A 19782-nucleotide genomic window follows, 5' to 3' on the forward strand; every position below is an offset into this window, starting at 1 on the left:
AGCTAGAGGATCGTTCGTCGCAGACCGCTTGCCCGCAACACCTGACGCTCGACGCCCGCTCGAATGGCATCCTCGGTGCCGATCACCCGCACGTGCTGTCGCGCGCGAGTGATGGCGGTGTAGAGCAACTCTCGGGTCAGCAGTGTCGATGCCTCGGCGGGGAGGAGAACCGACACGGTGTCGTACTGACTGCCCTGGCTGCGGTGGATCGTCATTGCGTACACCGTGTGAACCGACGAGAGCACGTTCGGGTGGATCAGCACATGGCCGCGCCCGCGCGCGAACGCGGCCATCGCGGTTCCGTTGTCTCCCAACACCACAACTCCGGTGTCGCCGTTGTATATCCGCGCTTCGTGATCGTTTGCCGTTACCAACAGTGGCTGACCGGGGTACCACAGTGACGGATCGAGAAACGTTCCGCTGTGCTCACCCACCCACTCCATTGCCTGCCGATCCCAGCGTGCAACACCCCATCGGCCCTCGCGGTGCGCGCAAAGCAAGCGATGCTTCTCCAGACCCAGAAGTGCAGCCGGCGCATCTCCGGCTACTGCGGCGGCAGTGACTTCGGCTGCGGTTTCTATCACGTCCGAACGCAGCGCCTCCACGTCGTCGGGACCGTGGAAGGAGATTTCTTCTGCGTCGGACTCGAGCAGTGCCATCACATCATCGCCCCGGCCGTCCCGCACCGCCACGGCCAACTGGGCGATCGCCCCGCCGAACCGTCTGCCTCGACTGAGCCGAACGACGCCCCCGCGCAGTCGGTCTCGCTCGAACGGGCTCAGGGCAGCCTCGGCCGGATCCTCGGCGGCGGCGAAATCCTCGTCGACGAGCTGTGCCAGGACCGGGTTCTCGATACCGGTGACCGGCCGAGCCACGAGGTCTGCCAGCACCGCCCCAGCATCGACCGACGTCAATTGGTCCGGGTCGCCGACCAGGATCAATCGTGATTCGTGGCGGACGGCTTCGAGCAGTCGGCACATCATCGTCAGTGACACCATCGAGGTTTCGTCCACGACGATGACGTCGTAGGGCAGGCGATTCTCACCGTCATGCCGAAACCTCGTCTTGCTGCCTGGCTTCCAGCCCAGCAGCCGGTGCAGTGTCATCGCCTTCAGGTCCACCGGCAGTCCGAGGAGCTCCGCTTGTTCGGACACCGACTCCTGCAATCGGGCGGCGGCCTTGCCGGTGGGTGCCGCCAACCCGATCCGCAGGTCGCTTCCGTGTTCCCGGACGAGCAGCGCCAGAATCCGAGCCACCGTGTGGGTCTTACCGGTTCCCGGCCCGCCTGCGATGACTGTCGTCCATTGAGTCGCCGCCAGGGCCGCAGCTATCCGCTGACGGTCGGGAGCCACAGTGGGGACACCCGATTCGTCGATGAACAGCTGAGTCAACGCACGGCTGATCTCGGCGGCATCGGACTGCGGGTGAGACTGCGACCGCCGGTCGAGAACGTCACGAACTATGCTCTCCTGCAGGTGATATCGGTCGAGATACAGAAGTTCGCCCTCAGCGGTGTCGATCAGTTTCAGCGGTGTCAGCGGTCCGTTCGCACTGCCGAGAACGAGAGGACTGACTCTCAACGCGCCGAGGACGTCCGCGAGATCGGGCCACGGTAGCGCGGCCGGATCGATGTCCGAGTCCTCGTCCACCGTCACATCTCGCAGTCGTCGCAGATCGAGGCACACCGATCCCGATCGCACAGCGCGCACCGTCAACGCGGCGGCCAACAGCACATGCTCCGACGCCTCTCCGGCAAGCGCACCCAGACGCAATGCCACGTGCACGTCGGCAGCAGTGAGCACACCTGCGTCGTTGAACGTGCGCAGAAGGCCGCCGCCTCGCAGTGCGGTCGTCACGCTCGTCATCGATTCGCCTTTCCGGCAAGCAGATCCGAGAGCTCGACCACCAGCGCCGCGGACGGATTCCAGTCGAACACCCCGCACCCGGTGGGAGTCTGTGGTCCCACCATGCCCCGCACGAACAGGTACCGGACTCCGCCGAGGTGTTCCTGCGGTTCGTAACCCGGTTGGCGCCACCGCAGATATCGATGCAGCGCAACGGCATACAGAATTGCCTGCAGTGGATAGTGCGAGCGCATCATTTCCTGCGCCATCTTCTCACGAGTGAAGTTCCCTGTAGTCAGGTCACCTCGGGCGAGCCGGTTGGTCTTGTAGTCCACCACGACGTAACGCGGTCCCGGCACTCGGAGAACCGAGTCGATACTTCCGGTGAGGAAGCCGCGCAGCGGTGTCTCGTCGATATCGTCGAGCAGATCGGGGTAGGACGCGAGCGGATCAGCCGCATCGAGGTGCCGACGCATGAGCCGCGCGACGGATTTCAGAGTGACGGTCGCTGCCACCGGATCGTCCCCGCCGACCAGCGGAAGCTCGAAGTCCAATTCGGCCAGATGGTCGGAGGGCGCGATGTCTGCAAGTGTTCCGAAGCCCAACGGCGTGTGCATCACCGGGAGCAGGGCTGCGGCCAACGCCACCGGATCGACCTCGGCCATCCGCGATGCGACCGCTGCACTGCAACGGAGCTCGAGTTCGGCACGCAAGTCGGGGGCCGAGGTGTCCACGTGTTCGAGTGCCTCGTGCACGAGCGTTCCGAATGCGGCACCGGCAGGCATGCCATTCATCGGTGACTCGATTCCCTCCAACCTCGGATCCTCGGGGTAGTCACTGTCGGATTGGGGTTCGGCCGGCTCATCGGTCTTCTCGGGATGCTCGGCCTCGCTCGTCACCCCCACCTCCGGCTGAAGGTGTGCGGCATCGTGAGCGTGAGCTGTCAACGCGGAATAGGACGTTCGACGCCACAACAGGTCCAGCTTCCGATCGAACCTCGCGGCGGCAACATCGAGCAGTGGTTCCTCGGGCCGCGCCCAATGCTGCGTGGACGGTGCACCGGGCCCCACCGGTTCGATGGAGATGAGGTCGGCTGCCGAGCCGACCCAGGATTGAAGCCGACTCGCGGTAGTCGCATCGTCGAGAACCTTGTATGTGGGCTCCGGTTGCGGAATTCCGGGTATGCGGCCGAACAGCATTCGGTGCAGCGAGGACGTCGCGGTATTCCGGCCCGGTGCCCACCACAGCACGATCTGGCTTTCGGCTCGGGTCAGACCGACGTACAGCAGTCGCAGTTCCTCTCCTGCTTCCTCCTGGTCGTTGATCATCTTCCTGGCCGCGTAGCCCACTCCCGACGGCCCACCGACGTCTCGAATCCGGTCGCCGTTCTCGTGCAGCAGGAGCGTCGACGGCTTGCTGAAGAACAACGTGTCCCAGGCGTACGGCAGGTACACGACGGGGAATTCGAGCCCCTTGCTGCCGTGTGTCGTCATGATCTGCACTGCGGCGGAATCGCTGTCGAGTCGACGGCTGCGGTCGGTGGATCCGCCCGCCGCCGGTTCCTTGATGCGGTCGGTCAGCCAGCGAGTGAGTGCGGTGATTCCCAACGACTCGGATACTGCTGCGCGATTGAGCAATTGGGCGATATGCCGCAGATCGGTCATGGTCCGTTCGCCCGCGTCGACCGCGAGCAGCCGGGCGTCGAGTCCGGACTGGGCCGACACCCGCTCGAATACTGCGGCGAACCCGGCCTCGTCGAAGAGGATCGAATACTCGCGCAGTCGGCTGCTCACCTGGGACAGGGCGTCCTCGGCTCCGGAGTCGAGCTGGGCGGCAGTCCACCCGAGCAGCGGGGTCAGAGCGGCAAGACGAACGCGGTCGGTGCGATGCGGTTGCTCGATCGCCTGCAGCAGCCACAACCAGTGTCGGGCACTCTCGGTGCCGAACACGCTGGTACTGCTCGAGACGACCGACGGGACGCCGACCGAATCCAGAGCATCTCGAATCAGCGCCACCTGCTTGGTAGTTCGGGTCAGTACCGCGACGTCTCGCGGTTCGATCGCCCGGGGGCCGTCCGGTCGGTCGATCGTGGCACCGCTGGACAGTAACTCGACGATGTCTGCCGCGACATCGGCCGCGACCTTGGAACGCAGTCGATCGACCGCCGGAAATCCCTGTTTCAGGGGTCCTGCTCCGGTTCGCGGAAGATAGCGCAGCCGCATCGGAGTATGTCCGACCATCCGCGATGGTGGATTTCGAGCTTCGACACGATGAACGACGATGTCGTCGTGTCCGAGGGCTGCGCCGCCGTAGAGATGGTGCAGCGCATCGAGTAGCCCGGAATCACTGCGCCAGTTGGCAGTGAGCTCGTACAGATTGTCCGCCGATTGCACCGCATCGAGGTAACTGAGCACCTCTGCCCCGCGGAAGGCGTAGATCGCTTGCTTCGGGTCGCCGACGAGAATGAGCGTCGTCGACCCGTGAAACGCCCGTCGCAGAATGTCCCATTGCATCGGGTCCGTGTCCTGGAACTCGTCGATCAGTACCACTCGGAACCGGTCTCGCACTCGCGCACAGGCCGCCTCACCGTGCACGGGATCGGACAACACCGAATGCAGAAGTCCGAGCAGATCGTTGTAGTCACGCACCCCGAGCAGCCGTTTGCGACGTTCCAATTCTCGCCGTGCCTCCCGCGCGAACCGTACGCGCAGCGCAGGCTCGCGGTTGCCGTCGTCACCGTCGAGATTCTCGATGTCGGGGTACAGAATCGACTGTTGGTCGCCGACGGCAGACGATGCCAGCTGGTGCGCATCCCGCCTGCTGAATGCAGGCGCTTCATCGTCGCCACTGAACATCTGCAGGTACAGATCGTCCACGACCTGCTCGAGTAGATCCGAGACGGATTCGACGAATGTGGATTCCGGTTCTCGTTCCCCTGCGATCCCGAGCCCGTCGAGCATGCGCTGACAGAAGCTGTGGGTGGTGACGATGGTCCCGGCATCGAAGTCCGACAGCGCCTTTCGCAGTCTCCTGCGACGTCGGTCCACCTCGGCGTCGTCGGCCGAAGCCAGGAACACCACCAGTGGATCCCGTTCTGCACGAGCAGCTTCCGGGTTTGCAAGATGCTGCGCGATCGAGGCGAATCTGCTGCGAGTGCGATCACGGAGTTCCTGGGTTGCCGCCCGGCTGAACGTCACCAGAAGCAGGTCGGAAATCTCCGCGATGCCTTCGGCGATGTAGCGCGCGGCCAGTCCGACGATCGCGTAGGTCTTGCCGGTACCGGCGCTGGCCTCGAGCACGGTGGTTCCGTTCGGCATCGGTCCGAGTAGGTCGAATCCGTGGGTGGCGGTCATGCGTTCCCCATGTTCTCGGCTGTCAGCAATGGGTCCCACAGCGTGCGAGCGAGAACACCGAAGCGGCTCGTTTCGTTGGACGGCTCGGTTTCGTCGAAGAGAGGTGTTGCGGCCAAGAGTGTCTGGAACGACAGGGTCGGACCGTGTATGTACCGCAACGAGCGATCGTTACCGTCGCCGAAGTCCCCTCGCCATGACCAGCCTGCCGAGTCGTAACCGTCCTCGATGGATCCGCCGCCGAACCGCTTCTCCGCGTAAGCCGACGCCGTGCCGGTCGATATCGGCAGCGGCGACGCCAATCCTCGATCGCGCAGATTCACCAGCACACGCAGGATGGCAACAGGGTCGTGTGGTGCCGTCAGTCGCGATCGACGAGGAGGCCGCGTGCCGCTGGCCCGTCCGATGGTGACGGCGCTCCAGTCCCCCGGCTCGGATGCGGACACCGCGAGCAACCGCACCCACGCAGCCAGTCGATGTTTGGCCGCGAGGCGAGAGTAGGACGAACGCGCCAGAACATGGCCGTGAATTCCGGTGACGGTTCCGGTCAGGCGTCGTCCATCGCCGAGATCGACCGCAACATCGGTGGTGTCGGCCGGGCCTTGGTGGAAAGGCGCGGCCGCGTCGGCGATGATTCCGACGATCTGCCTGATGTCGGACATCTCGCGTCGGCCCTGATGAAACGGCGGAAGAGTCCCGCGGCGCCATTCGGCGTCGGCGAATTCTCCGATGTCTCCGCCCGCGAGCACCGCGGCAAGCATCCGATCGCCGATGTTCCACCGAGACAACGGGTCCAACTCGATGTCGAGACTGTCTGCCAGGTCGTCCTCGAGCTCGGGAACGCGAAAGCCGAGCCGCTGGCGGAGAAACGCCTGTGCAGGGTTCTCGACGAAGGCGATCACATCGGCGAGTTCCACATCGCCTCGTTCTGCCGGCGGGAGCGCTGCGGGCAGAAACGGCGGTACGGGCAGGGGTGCGCGTTGCTGCGAGACCGCCCCGTCCAGTGCAACGGTGTCGAAACTGAACGGACGTTCGGCCTCGAAATTGTGAGGATCGAACGGCTGCAACGGATGCCGATGTTCGACGCTTCGACCCGCGGTCACCTCGAGCACATCCATGAGTTCGCGCAGCGGGATCGCGGGCGGCTTGACCGAACCGTCGACGGGGTCTGCACCGGTGTAGAACAGGAGGAGCTTCTCCTCGGCCGACATCACCGCGTCGAGCAACAGCTGCCGATCCTCGCTGCGAATGTCTCGTTCACCGAGTGCAGGATCGCGGGCGAGGATGTCATCTCCGTCGATACTTCCCACTCGCGGGAACACCTCGTCGTCGAGCCCGAGGAGCACCACCACTCGGTGCGGTACTGATCGCATCGGAACCATGGTGCATACGGTCAGCTCGCCAGTACGGAAGTTCGCTCTCGTGGGTCGTCCGGCCAGTCTCCTCGCCAGCATGGCGCGCACGTCCGCCAGACGCAGCTCCACCGACCCGCCGTGTTCGGTGGCGTCGGCGATCTCGCGATGCGCCTGTGCCAGTTGCCATTCGTCGGCAGTGGGTACGTCGGCGAGCAGGTCGAGCGCGCGGCCCAGTTGCCGCGTCCATTCGGTCACCGACGCCGGGCCCGCAAGAGCTCGCAGTACCGAGGCGAGCCGATCGACCAGCTCGGCGAAACGGCCCGCGAGGGAGATGTCGTTGCTGTCGACATCGTCCAGGGGCAGGGCTAGGTCGAGGTATTCGTTGTGGGTCTCGTCGGCGGCGACGCCCAGGAGGATCCGGTCGAGGGCCGATTTGAACGTGTTCTGCCGAAAGCCGTTCAACCCGAATGCTTCTCGTTGCCTCACCGTCAGACCCCAGCGCGCACCGGAAGTCGTCACCCATTCGCGGAGCCGTTCGAGGTCGTCGTCGCTCAGCGAGAACTTCTCACGCACCGGACCGCTGGCGGCGAAGTCGAGCAGCTCGCTCGCCGTGACCCGGCCTTCGGAGAAGTCGAGAAGAGTCGCAATGACGTCGAGCACGGGGTTGGTGCGGCGCAACCCCCGATCGGCGAGTCGCACACGCAGGCGGTGACCCGGATGCACCAGCGCTGCCTGCCCGAAGTTGGCGCGAATCAACGGCGCATAGGTCTCGACGTCCGGGCACATCACCAGCACGTCCCGCGGTTCGAGCGTCGGATCACCTGCGAAAAGATGCAGCAGCGACTCTCGTAGAACTTCGACCTGCCGGGCGGGTCCGTGACAAGCGTGGATCTGCACCGTGCCATCCGAAGCAACCACGTGGTCGCCGGATTCCGTTGCAGCAGTGGGCGATACGTCGGCAGCGATGTCCGATTGAATCCGGCCGAGCAGGGTGTTCGCGATCTCGGGGCCCTCGTGGTGGACGGAGTGCCCCGCGACCGATCCGGTGGTGGCCTGCAGTTCCCGGACGTCTCGAGACAGACTGGCCAGCAGCGGATGCTCGACGGCAAGGGCCGTCACGTCGCCTCGTCGCCGCGTCACCGCGGGAATGTTCTCGAGCGCCTTCCACATGGACGGGCTGGGATGCGGAACCCAGATGTGTACGTCGCGGTGCTCCGAGAGCGCACCCAGTATGCCGAGTTGGTCGGTCGTCAATCGGGTGGGACCGAAGACCGACAACCGACTCGGTAGGTCCACCGTGTCCGGTGCATCCCTTAGCCGAGCGCACGTCTCGGGCAGCCGCTCGGCGGGGCTGGGACTGCCGATCCGCTCCCGAACCAGTTTCCACACGCGCGGTTGCCACAGCAGGTCGTCGTCGAGATCGCCGCCGAGGCCGTCGGTGAATCGTCCGGCGAACCAATCACGAATCATTGCAGGTCGTTGAGAACCGTACGCACGGAACAGCTCTGCCACGTGAGACGCCGTCGACCAGCGACGCCCCACACGGTGGTCCTCGGACCCCGCACCCAGATGCTCGAACAGCACCGCCGCCCACGGTTCGGTGCGGCACTCGTCGATGACACTCAGAGCAGTCCAGAGCACTCGGCCCGGTGCCCACGGATCGTCGTCGGGGTCGATGTCGTCGACCGCACCGACCGCACGTGCGACCAACCTGGCCGGGCTCGGAAAATCGATGTTCGCGGCGATGCCGTCACCGTCCCCACTGCCCAAGGTGCTCGAGAGTCGTTGGGTGAGCCACCGCTCGACACCCTTCGCCGGAACCGACACGATCTCGGGTGTGAAGGAGTCGTCCAACGGCAGGGACAGAACATCGGCCAGCGCGTCGGCAAGGGTTCCTGCACGCTCTGCGCGGTGGAGCGTCAACACCGTTGCGATCCCCTGCCTGTTCGTAGCGGAAAGCCCGATTTCGGACTCGTGACGACCCTACTCGAGCCTGGCGACAGGTTCTGCGCGATGAGTCCGGCCGCCGATCCCGGTCAGTATCCGTGAACCCCTTGCCGAAGCGAAGGAGAACGACATGTTCGAGCATGTATTTGCAGTGATCGCGGTACGCGATATCGGTTCGGCCGCCGACTGGTACCGGCGGCTGTTCGATCGGCCCGCAGACAACAACCCGATGCCGAGTCTGGTGGAGTGGCAGGCCGCCCCCGCTGCATGGGTGCAGGTCACCGTCGATCCCGAGCGAGCAGGCGCGTCGCAATTCAACGTCGCCGTCGACGATCTCGAATCGTTCGTCGCGTCGGCGCGCTCACGTGGAGTCGAGTTCGGCGACATCGTCGACGCGAACAAGGGCGTTCGCCTGAGCACCGTTGTCGATCCCGACGGCAATTCGATCACCGCGATCGGCGGCTTTCGCGAACACTACTGATCGACGCGGTTGCCGTTACCGGGCCGGGTGTAACGCCGAACGCCGCGAATGCGACACGGTGAACGGAAATGCGACCGACCGGTTCGGACGGACTCGGGTGGTTGCTTCCGGTCTCGCGGCACATCGTTTCCGCGGCATCGACACCCTTCGCGACCCGAGGACGAACAACATGACCAGCGTGTACCCACCCCCCTTCCAGCGCCCCGCACCCGAGCCCGAGACTCCACGTCGCCCGCTGTTCGGGAAGGTGTTCGCTTGGTTTGCAATCGTTTTCGGCGCGATCTTTTCGATCGGCGCACTAGTGTCGTTCGAATTCGGTGCACTACTCGTGGGGGCACTGATGGTCGGAGCGGGCGTCGCGTATCTGCTTCTGTCGCCCAGTCGAGGCCGCCGAGGGTGGGCGGTACCGGCCATCGCAGTCCTCCCCGCTTTGATCCTCATGGGATTGACCACCACCGAACCCGAGACCCCCGCCGCCGCCCCCGTCGCTGCCGTGCCCGCCTTGCCGACCGTCACGACGACGTCCGCCCCGCCGTCGACGACGACCCCTGCACCGACCACAACGACCACCGTGGCCCCGACGACCGAAGCAGTAGCCGCCATCATCGAGGTGCCGACGACAACCGAGTACATCCCGCTGCCCGATCCTGAGCCCGTGTACATCCCCGAGCCGGTCTACACACCGGAGCCCGTCTACACCGCTCCCGCGCCGCTGGTTACGGTTCCCGAGAGCGTGTACTACGAGAATTGCAAGGCGGCGAAAGCTGCGGGAGCCAGCAATATTCGAATCGGTGAGCCCGGCTACCGGCCGAAGCTCGACGGCAACAGCGACGGCGTTGCCTGCGAAAGCTAACCCACCAATCGTCGCGTCAGGTCAGCGCTTGCCCTCGAGTACGCGACCAGCATGATCAGTTCGACCGACGGCCGCGCCGCCTTCACGGCCACCACTTGCTGGGTCACCGCGTCGTGCATCGGCCATCCGAAGGATCCGCCGGATATCAAGGGAAATGCGATCGACTTCAGATTCATCGACGCAGCGAGGGCCAGACTTCGGGCGTAGCACGAGCGCAGCAACTCCGATCTGTCCTCGTGCTGGGAGTACCGCGGACCGACGGTGTGGATGACACAGTCGGCTCGCAATCTGCCGGCGGTGGTCGCGACGGCCGCGCCGACGTCGAGACCGTGCGGCAGCGTGGTGGCCCGCAGTGCCTTGCATTCCGAGAGGATCGTCGGCCCGCCGGCGCGGTGGATAGCACCGTCGACCCCACCGCCGCCGAGCAGACGTGCATTGGCGGCGTTCACGATCGCGTTGGCCGCCACGTCCGTGATGTCACCCTGAACGACGTCGATGATGGTCATGAAAGTCCCTTCACTGCAATGATCTTGGAGGTGATTCGGTCCAGATCGTCGGCGCGAAGCCCGGGGTAACCGTGGACGATGTTGCGCCATTCGCTCGGTACGGCCGAGGCTCCCCAGCGCGCTCCGAGGAGTCCTCCGGCAATGGCCGCTGTGGTGTCGGTGTCGCCGCCCGCACGAACGCACAATTCCAGAGCGGCAGACAATGGCCGTTCGGCGTCGACGCTGCGGTGAATTGCCCACCACGCAGTCTGCAGTGCGTGCACCACCCAGCCGTTGTGGGAAAAGCCGGCAGGCTCTCCCACCTGCGCCTGGAGAACCAGCGGCCGCCAGTAGTCCCGCACCTCGGCGGCAGCCTCGTCGAGGAACTCGGCAATGCCGTCGTACGTACCGTGCAGAACTGCGTATCGGATTGCGTGACTCCACAATTGACACGCGTCACCGGCCCGTGGGTCGGAATGGGTCAGGGCACTGATTCGCGAGGCCGCCGCCAGACAGCCCGCTGCGCCGTCGAGGTAGGCCAGCGCGACGGGCGCGGTACGCATCAGCGATCCGTTGCCACCGGTTCTGCCCGGCAGCGACGCTGCCACCGCCGTCATCTCGGCGCCGGTGCGTGTGGTCTGCGAGAGCACGGACCGTGTTTGATTTCCTACGTCGGGAGGGTCCTGCGCGAACCATGCGCGAAAGTTCTCGGCAATGTCGTCGACGTCTCCGCCGGTTTCCAGTGCTCGCGCGACGCACACCGCCATCGAGGTGTCGTCGGTCCATTCCCCTGGTGCCCAGTCGAACGACCCGCCCCCGATCATGTCGATCTCGGCCTCCGGAGAGGGATAACCGAACTCGTAACCCGCGCCCAGCGCGTCTCCTACTGCGGTTCCGAGCAGCACGCCCCTCGCTCGATCGGACTGAATGTCGGACAAATGCATTCTGTACCCCTTAGCTCGATGTTGATCTAAGCTTAGATCACATTCACGCTAAGATGCAACACATGACCTGGCGAGACCAAGACGGCAATGCTCTGACCGACTACCCCCGCCCCTCCGTGGCTGTCGACGTGGCCGTACTGACCGTCCGCGACAATCGATTGCACGTGGTCGTGGTCCCGACCGAACGGGGCCACGCTCTACCGGGCACGTTCCTGCGACCCGAGGAGAATCTCGCCGACGCAGCAGACCGAGCGCTGCGCACCAAGGCCGGCATCGTCGATCTCACATTTCACCAACTGAGAATGTTCGACGCCCCACATCGGGACGACCGTGGATGGGTTCTGTCGATGGCACACAGCGCCGCGGTCTCGACCCGATTACTCTCTGCGACTCATGAATTCGTTCTGATCGCCAACGGAGAACCGGCGTCACCGCTCGCCTTCGACCACAGCGAGATGGTGACCGAAGCCGTTCTCGAACTGCGTGAACGCTACGCACGTGAGGTAGATCCTGCGTTGCTGATCGACGAGGAATTCACGCTTCTCGAACTGCGTGAGCTCTACGAGATCGTGTTCGATCGCCCGCTCCCGAAAGACACGTTTCGACGCCATGTCCTGGGCTCTCTCGAGGGAACGGGCACCACGTCGGCCGCGGGCGGTGGCCGGCCGGCGGAACTGTATCGCCGTCTTCCGAGACCGACGCTTCCCCCTTCGGCCGGCGCGTTCCTGCTCGACTGACGCATGGACCGACGAAACTGGACATCCCAGCAGATAGGCTGCCAGTCATGGGATCGAAGCGGCCTGCCAACCGCGGACAGAAGCGTGCAGAAAAGACCAAGGCCCGGCAACGGCGTCATCAGCAATCTCGGCCGGCTCCGTCCGGGGCCGCCGGCGAACGGATCGCCGACCTGATCGACGGGTTCGTGGAGTGGCTCGACGACAGCGAGATGTCGGAACAGTCGGAGGCGATCTCACGGCTCGTCTCGTCGACGCTCACCCAACTCTCCGGAGCACGGAACGGATTCTCCCCCAGCGCCTGGCTGCCCGCCGACGCACACCTGCTGGTGGACGCCGCGGAACGCATCCTGCAGGAGGAGTCCGAGACGGCCGAGGACACCGCGATTAACCTCGTACTCACCTCCCTGCAGTACCTGACTTTCCTCGACGAGACCGACCTCTGGGACGGAACGCCCGAGGACTACGCGCACTGCATGGAAGATCTTTCGGACTTCCTGGAGGGCGACGAGCCCGACATGCTCGACGCCGACGACATCGACCTTCCCGACGTGTCGCTCGAACAGGAACTGGCGGCCATCTCGGCGCTTCCACTGCTGCCGGCACTGGACGACATAGTCGCTCGGGTCGCCGATGGGCTGTCGGTCTCGGACGATGCCGATCTTCAGCGCGCAGCCGGTTCGGCTCCGTTCGATCCCACCGAAGTGGGCTCGGGCGTCGCCGCGGTCGACTACTGGTCGACGGCCATCGCGACAGAGTTGATTCGCATCGACGGTGACACCGCGAGGCCGGGCGACAATGCGCATTCACTGGCCGGTCGCGGCGCGGAGACCGTGCACGAACTGGTTGCCGAACATGTGCGGGTGCAGCTGTCGGGAGATGCCGACGACCCCGACGTGTCGCGTTCCCTGGCCAACACGTTTGCGGTGCAGACCCTGCTCGCCGCCATGACCGACGAGCTCCCGGTCAACAACGAGGGCGAGGACTACGCCGATCTGGAAGGCGAGGATCTGCGTACGGCACAGTTGATCGATCACCGAGTTCGATCGCTGATCGACCAGGGCATTCTTGTCAGGATCGAGGAAGTACTGGCCGTTCCGCACGCTCTACGTCCGGCGGTGTTGGACGGCGTGGCCGAGGCGCAGCCATTCGGTGCGATCGACGACGATTCTCTCGACGACCCACTGGAGCGATCGCCCGAGGATTCGGCATCGTCGTGATCGCCCCCGCGAGCGCCGAGATCGTGTCGGTGGTCGCCGCTAGCGTGATCGTGTCCGCGTTACGTCAGCGCGATCTGGGTAAGGAGCCGACATGAGCGATTCACTCGAGTTCGACTTCGACGTCGATGCCGCCTGGATGCAGTTCCAGCGCACGCTCGGCGACTACGTCAGCGCCATGCGCGACGGCGATGCATTGGTGATCGAATCGCGATACGACACCACCGACGGCATCCCCGACACCGCCGCCTGTGTGCAGTTCTACGCCTGGGATCTCGATCGGGTTCGCTGCGAGATCCCAGCGAACGAACACCTGCACAGCAGCCGGGCCATCACCGGCGAGCAGCGAAAAGCGTTGAATGCATTGGGTTTTCGTACCTCCTTCGATTCCGGTCCGACTGCCCCGCATGTGGATCGCAATAGATCGTGGTCCGACGATCTGGCGAAGAAGACCGTTGCGGTGTTTCGTGACATCTGGGGCCTGCCACACCCGTCGTTCCTGAGCTCACGCGCCACCGGCCGATACGACGTGCCCAGCTTCGACCCTTCGACCTCCGAGCCGGATACCACCGTCGTTCCGCTGTGCGTGCAGCCCAAAGGCAAAGAGCACCTGCAGCAGCTCGTCGACCGCGCTCTCGAGCCTTGGTTCGGCTTCCCGCCGGACCATGACCCCGACGGCGACATTCCGCTGCGGTTCGTGGGCGGCACCGCGTACGTATCGGTCAAACCCACCGAGCCGGTGGTCGAGATCAACTCGACGCTCGTCCATGCCGTGACCGGTCGCACGCGCGCGGCGGAACTGTTGGTCGACCTGAACCTGCAACTTCCGGATGTGATGCTGCACCTGGTTCAGGACTGCATCGTCGCTCAGGTACGCGTCAGCGGGTCACCCTTCGTTGCCGACCACCTGCTGTGGGCGGTGCGCATGCTAAGCCACGTGTGGGAGCAGGTCGACGACAAGTTCGCCGAGGATTTCGGAGGCGTACTCGGGGAGCCGACGCCACCCCCGGTCGAGGCGGAGGACTTCCCCGACGGTCTACTCGAACTCGTCGACCTACTCGCCCGCTCCGAGGACGAAGCGCTCGACCTCCATGTAGTTCTCGAGTGTTGCTCGTCCGATCGCGATGTCGTCGTGTCGTATCTCCGAATCAGCGCAGAACAAGAAGCGTCATGGCGTGGGATGGCGGTGGCCGCGGATCTGGGCGACGAGCACTGCGACGTCGACGAAGCAGATCGGGAAGCGGCCAACTGGGCCCGGGCCGTCGCCGCCCTCCGCGACGTGCTGCGCAGCACTCCCGAGCAGGTCACGCCGGTGGTCGATCCGTCGGCGATTCAGCTCCAGCTGTTCGAGACCGACGAAGTGGCCGAGGTGTCCGAAGAGCGTTCGGACGACCAATAGACCACCGCCGATCGGAGTCTCCTCGACACGCTTCCCTTTTGTGTTAACTAGGGTTACATTAACCCCATGTTCGCACTTCGTTTGGAGAAGCCATGACACTGACGACAAGCAATGCGTCCGTTTCGGTCGATGCCGACACTGCGGACGAGCAGCAGTACGTCGAGACGCTCACGTTGCTGTCCGAGGGTTCGGTGCACAAGCATTTCGATCCCTACGTGGACATCGACTGGGAGTCCGAGAAGTTCGCTGTACCAGCGAACGATCCACGGTGGGTACTGCCGGCCAAAACCGATCCGATCGGCGGCCACGCCTGGTACCAGGCGCTTCCACTCGACAGGCAGATCGAGATCGGTATGTGGCGTCAGGCCAATGTCGCGAAGGTCGGTCTGCAGTTCGAGAACATTCTGATCCGCGGCATGATGCAGTACGTATTTTCGCTGCCCAACGGCTCCGCTGAGGCGCGCTACTGCACCCACGAATCGATCGAAGAGTGCAACCACACCCTGATGTTCCAGGAGATGGTCAACCGCGTCGGTTCCGATGCACCCGGCATGAGCAGGCCGATGAAGATGCTGTCTCCGTTCGTTCCGCTGTTCGCCACGCTGCTGCCGGAACTGTTCTTCGTCGGCGTTCTCGCAGGCGAAGAACCGATCGACCACATTCAGAAATCGGTTCTGCGGTCCGGTGACGACATCCACCCGATCATGCAGAGCGTCATGGCCATTCACGTGGCCGAGGAAGCGCGACACATCTCGTTCGCGCACCAACTGCTACGTCGACGAGTCCCCAAGATGTCCAAGGTGGGGCGGTTCTTGCTCTCACTGGCATTCCCGATCACGATGCGCATCCTGTGCGACGTCATCGTCATTCCGCCGAAGAAGTTCTGGACGAAGTTCGACATCCCGAAGCAGGTGAAGAAGGATCTGTTCTGGGGTACCCCGGAATCGCAGCACGCGCTGCAGGACTACTTCGGCGATGTTCGCATGCTGGCCACCGACACCGGCATGATGAATCGTGCGGCTCGTCTGATGTGGAAGATGTGCGGAATCGACGGCAAGGCCTCACGTTTCCGCAGCGAGCCCGATCGCAGCTCGAGCCAGTTCGCCGCATAGCCCTCTCGACACCCCACGCGCCAGTTATCCGTACAGCAGCGCCCGCCGTCAGGAACCCTCATGCCCCACGTCGTCACCCAATCATGTTGCAGCGACGCGTCGTGCGTCTTTGCGTGTCCCGTCAACTGCATTCATCCCACCCCCGACGAGCCGGACTTCCTGACGGCGGAGATGCTGCACATCGACCCGCAATCGTGTGTCGACTGCGGCGCATGCGTCTCGGCCTGCCCGGTCGACGCCATTGTGCCGCAAGCGAAACTGACCGAGGCGCAACTGCCGTTCCTGACGATCAACGCAGACTTCTACAAGCAGGAACGGCCGCCTCGGCCGATCCTGGCACCGGTCACACCGGCTGCATCGGTCTCGCGTGATCGTCAGCCCCTCCGAGTCGCGATCGTCGGATCCGGACCGTCGGCAATGTACGCGGCGGACGAGCTACTCACCCAGCCGGGCGTGAAAGTCGATGTCTACGACAGACTCCCGCAACCACACGGCCTCGCCCGTCTCGGTGTCGCACCCGACCACCAGAAGACCCGTCAGGTATCGCGCCTGTTCGAGACCATCTCCGCGCAAGAGGGATTCACCTTCCACCTCGGTGTGGAGGTCGGCAAGGACATCACCCACGACGAATTGATGGACACCCACCACGCCGTCATCTACGCAGTGGGGGCATCGTCGGATCGGGAACTCCGCATTCCCGGTGCCGAATTGCCGGGCCGCAGTTCGGCAACCGATTTCGTCGCCTGGTACAACGGCCACCCCGATCATGCGCACCGCACATTCGATCTCTCGCACGAACGCGCCGTCGTCATCGGCAACGGCAACGTGGCACTGGACGTCGCCCGCATCCTGACGATGGATCCCGAAGCGCTCGCCCAGACCGACATCGCACCCCACGCCCTGGACGCCCTGCGCCACAGCTCCATTCGCGAGGTCGTCGTCGTCGGCCGGCGAGGCGTAGCCCAGTCCGCATTCACCGTTCCCGAGTTCGCCGGACTTCTCACTGTCCCCGATATCGATCTGGCCATCGACCGTAGCGAACTCGCACTCGACCCGGTGACGGTGCGCCTCGCCGCGACCGACGACCTACCTCACGCTGTGGCCCAGAAGCTTCAACTTCTCCGCCACGTCGACGAATCCCCCGAGCACAGCGACGGCCGGAAGCGCATCACGCTGCGATACCTGCTCTCTCCCACCCGCATCGTGGGTACCGATCGAGTGACGGGCATCGAGTTCGAGCGGATGGGTCTGACCGCCGACGGCGACGACGTTGTGCGCAGCATTGCGACCGGTGAATTCGACACCCTCGACGCCGGACTCGTGCTCACCTCCATCGGCTACCGCGGAGTTGCGCTGCCCGGAGTTCCCTTCGACGATCGCGCCGGCATCATTCCGAACACCGGCGGCCGGGTATTGCAGGAATCCGGTGGGCAGACATCGATCGGCAGCTATGTCACCGGCTGGATCAAGCGCGGGCCCTCGGGGTTCATCGGCACCAACAAGTCTTGCGCCCAGGAAACCGTCGGACATCTGGTCGACGACTTCAACTCGGGTCGCCTGACCGACCCGATCCAATCGCCCAGCTCTTGGCCCGGCGAGTCGAACAGAGGGCCACTGCGACGCTCGCGAGAGATGCTGTCGACGTTGCGCCGGTCCTGACTGCTCACCCCCGTTGGGATCAATGCGCCCACCAGTCACTCCAACTGCAACAAAGCCACATTCATTCAGGTGACGAGGGCCTCAGAACTCGAAAAGGCGGCGCGAGGTTGAACCGTCTACCATCGGGGTAGCTTCACCCATCGGCCACCGAACAGCGGCGGGCCTACACCTCGAGGAGACCGAGATGCCGGGCCTACGTCGCGCAATCGGCAGAGCAGCTGTCCCAATTGTCGGTATTGCCATGGCTCTGACCTGCGCTGCACCCGCGCAAGCTCTGCCGACACCCGCTGACCTCGCCGACGTGCCGTCCCGAACCTCGATCTCGTACGAACACGTGCCGACCGGGACGTACGTCGGTAGTCCAGAGGACAACTCCGCCCGTCCGGGGTTGTCGACGGTCAAGCTGTACATGGCCGATTACGTCGTACGACGCGGCGACGGCTCCCCACGTGATCGGGATCTGGCCGCTCGTATGGTCCAGGTCAGCGACGACAGCGCCGCCTCCGTACTCGACAACAAGTACCCCCAGGCCATCGATGCAACTGCGGCGGAGTTCGGGCTCACCTCCACCTCGCGGGGCGGCTTCTGGGGCAGTTCGTACACCAGCACAGCCGACACCGTGCGATTCCTGGCAGCCAAGAAGCGCACCGATCCCGCCAGCCCCGTTCTGGCTTGGATGACCACGGCCGCTCCCGTGGCACGGGACGGGTTTGCCCAGAACTGGGGTACCTCGCTGTTGCCGGGCGTGATCGGAAGCAAGTGGGGATGGGCCGACGACCGATCGAGTGTGGTTGCATCGGCGTCGATCGGCACTGATTTCGTCGTTGCATCCAATACATACGGACCGACCCGCTCCAATACCGACGATGTCCTGGCCACGCTCGGCGATGTCGAGTTGACGGCACCGCCCGCCCCCGCTCCTGTTCCCGACCTTCCCGTGATTCCAGGCCTGCCGACCGTCGAAGAACTGCTCCAGATGCTCGCCCCTCGCTGACACGTTCGAATAGTCTGTCGTACCCCTCCCCTACTCTGCGATTCACCGAAAAGTTCGGGGACCACACCGGGGGACGTGGAGGGGACGACGATGAGTCGTATCGATCTGGACAGCTTTTTCAAGTATTCGCGCGCAACCAATGTGCGGGACGGTGCTGATCCGAACGAATTGCTGGACAGCGGAATCGGTTTCGCCCAGTTGGGGTCGTCGGCGAAGGACATGACCCAGCTGATCGCGGAACGCCTGTCCGCTGCGGACGATACGGACCGAGCAAGTTCGGTGCACAATCGCGCAGCGAAAATACTCGACGACGCTCTCGACGTGGCCTTCGAGAAGGGCTGGCAGCCTGCCGAACTGGTACACGTGACGCGTCAGAGCGCCGGAGGCGACGGCGCGGTGGTCATGATCGAGGCCATCGGCGCTCACGCGGCGCGAAGTTCTGCCGACAGCCTTGCTCCGGATTCCTGGCGAGATCAGTTGTCCGAGCTGAACGTCGAATCTGCAGGCGGCACCACCGCTGACCGTCTTCGGCGATGGCGTTCGTACAACCGACGATCGTCAGCGCAATCGTGGTACACCCTGTTGCTCGTACTCGGCTGTGCGACATGGCTGTTGCCCATCGAAAGCCTCCTGCCCCCTCCGGCTGAATGGACATCACGCACCACGCCTGCCGGTCAGCGGCAGGCGGCGGACTCGAAGATGCTCGGAAAAATACGGGGACTACTGGCCAAGGCCGAGTCGACGCAATTCCCCGCTGAAGCCGAGGCATTATCGGCCAAGGCCCAGGACCTGATGACGCGCTATGCGATCGACAGCGCGCTTCTCGATGCGGAGAACCCCCGCAGCTTGATCGACGATGTCATCAGTCGTCGCATCATGGTGAGCAATCCATACTCGAAGGGCAAGTTGCTTCTGCTGCACAGCGTATGCACGGCCAACGGTGCCAGAACAGTGTGGAAAAAGAAGTACTTGTTGGCCACCATGATCGGTCTTCCCGTCGATCTCGACCTGTGCGAGCTGCTGTACACCTCGTTACTGGTCCAATCGGCCCGCGCACTCGACGAGGTCGGCGAATCGCCGACCTCGCGGACTCGCAGCTTCCGTCACGCATTCTTGATCGCATACGCCCACCGAGTCGGCGAACGATTGCACGACGCGCGCACCCGAGCTACTGCAGCCGCAACGCAACAACACGGATCGGCCCTGGTGCCGATCATGGCTGAGCGATCCGATGCCGTGGACCGTGCCTACGCTGCCCGGTACCCGTCGACGAAAACGATTACGTTCGGCAGCGGCAATACTCAGGGGTGGCTTGCCGGCCGCGCCGCCGCCGAACGCGCCGACCTGACCGGTGGGCGCGAACGTATCGACAAATCCGGTTTGGCCTCGTAGTGCGCGCTACATTGGC

General features: G+C 64.3%; 14 protein-coding genes. 9 read left to right on the forward strand and 5 right to left on the reverse strand.

Annotated elements, in window-relative coordinates; translation table 11 throughout:
* Positions 1–2 precede the first annotated feature (2 nt).
* From recD to recC, 3 genes are read right to left on the reverse strand one after another with little or no spacing between them, the layout of a single operon-like run.
* Entirely contained in the window at positions 3–1865 is a 1863-nt protein-coding gene (gene recD, locus ASG84_RS04465; RefSeq protein ID WP_057475834.1) for an exodeoxyribonuclease V subunit alpha, read from the reverse strand.
* A complete protein-coding gene (locus ASG84_RS04470) occupies positions 1862–5197 on the reverse strand; it encodes a UvrD-helicase domain-containing protein (protein ID WP_057475835.1) in 3336 nt (1111 codons plus the stop codon). Before ASG84_RS04470 ends, recD begins: the two co-directional genes overlap by 4 nt.
* A complete protein-coding gene (recC, locus tag ASG84_RS04475) occupies positions 5194–8475 on the reverse strand; it encodes an exodeoxyribonuclease V subunit gamma (RefSeq protein ID WP_057475836.1) in 3282 nt (1093 codons plus the stop codon). Before recC ends, ASG84_RS04470 begins: the two co-directional genes overlap by 4 nt.
* A gap of 151 nt (positions 8476–8626) precedes the next feature.
* Between recC and ASG84_RS04480 the strand changes: the two genes are divergently transcribed.
* Together ASG84_RS04480 and ASG84_RS28060 are read left to right on the forward strand one after the other, a co-directional pair.
* Positions 8627–8977, forward strand: coding sequence for a VOC family protein (locus tag ASG84_RS04480; protein ID WP_057475837.1), 351 nt, complete (start codon positions 8627–8629; stop codon positions 8975–8977).
* 169 nt (positions 8978–9146) lie between these two features.
* Positions 9147–9830 (forward strand): excalibur calcium-binding domain-containing protein, encoded by a 684-nt coding sequence (locus ASG84_RS28060; RefSeq protein ID WP_082520806.1) that lies wholly within the window; start codon positions 9147–9149, stop codon positions 9828–9830.
* On the opposite strand, the gene ASG84_RS04490 is transcribed toward ASG84_RS28060, so the two are convergent.
* Both ASG84_RS04490 and ASG84_RS04495 read right to left on the reverse strand, forming a co-directional pair.
* Positions 9827–10336: an O-acetyl-ADP-ribose deacetylase gene (locus tag ASG84_RS04490; RefSeq protein WP_057475839.1), complete on the reverse strand. Its 510-nt coding sequence runs from the start codon at positions 10334–10336 to the stop codon at positions 9827–9829. The two genes, ASG84_RS28060 and ASG84_RS04490, sit on opposite strands and share 4 nt — an antisense overlap.
* Entirely contained in the window at positions 10333–11259 is a 927-nt protein-coding gene (locus ASG84_RS04495; RefSeq protein WP_057475840.1) for an ADP-ribosylglycohydrolase family protein, read from the reverse strand. The genes ASG84_RS04490 and ASG84_RS04495 overlap by 4 nt, the downstream gene beginning before the upstream one ends.
* Before the next feature lie 62 nt (positions 11260–11321).
* Between ASG84_RS04495 and ASG84_RS04500 the strand changes: the two genes are divergently transcribed.
* From ASG84_RS04500 to ASG84_RS04530, 7 genes are all read left to right on the forward strand, one after another.
* A complete protein-coding gene (locus ASG84_RS04500; RefSeq protein ID WP_156399387.1) occupies positions 11322–11996 on the forward strand; it encodes an NUDIX hydrolase in 675 nt (224 codons plus the stop codon).
* Between the two features lie 47 nt (positions 11997–12043).
* A complete protein-coding gene (locus ASG84_RS04505; RefSeq protein ID WP_057475842.1) occupies positions 12044–13213 on the forward strand; it encodes a hypothetical protein in 1170 nt (389 codons plus the stop codon).
* 91 nt (positions 13214–13304) lie between these two features.
* Positions 13305–14609: a T3SS (YopN, CesT) and YbjN peptide-binding chaperone 1 gene (locus ASG84_RS04510; RefSeq protein WP_057475843.1), complete on the forward strand. Its 1305-nt coding sequence runs from the start codon at positions 13305–13307 to the stop codon at positions 14607–14609.
* 92 nt (positions 14610–14701) lie between these two features.
* Entirely contained in the window at positions 14702–15721 is a 1020-nt protein-coding gene (locus ASG84_RS04515) for an AurF N-oxygenase family protein (RefSeq protein WP_057475844.1), read from the forward strand.
* 60 nt (positions 15722–15781) lie between these two features.
* Complete coding sequence (locus ASG84_RS04520) at positions 15782–17380, forward strand: FAD-dependent oxidoreductase (RefSeq protein WP_156399388.1); 1599 nt, start codon at positions 15782–15784, stop codon at positions 17378–17380.
* A 184-nt stretch (positions 17381–17564) separates the two neighbouring features.
* Entirely contained in the window at positions 17565–18374 is an 810-nt protein-coding gene (locus ASG84_RS04525) for a hypothetical protein (protein WP_057475846.1), read from the forward strand.
* A 90-nt stretch (positions 18375–18464) separates the two neighbouring features.
* Entirely contained in the window at positions 18465–19766 is a 1302-nt protein-coding gene (locus ASG84_RS04530; RefSeq protein WP_156399389.1) for a DUF2786 domain-containing protein, read from the forward strand.
* Positions 19767–19782 lie beyond the last annotated feature (16 nt).

Source organism: Rhodococcus sp. Leaf278 (genome assembly GCF_001426085.1).
Lineage (GTDB): Bacteria > Actinomycetota > Actinomycetes > Mycobacteriales > Mycobacteriaceae > Rhodococcoides.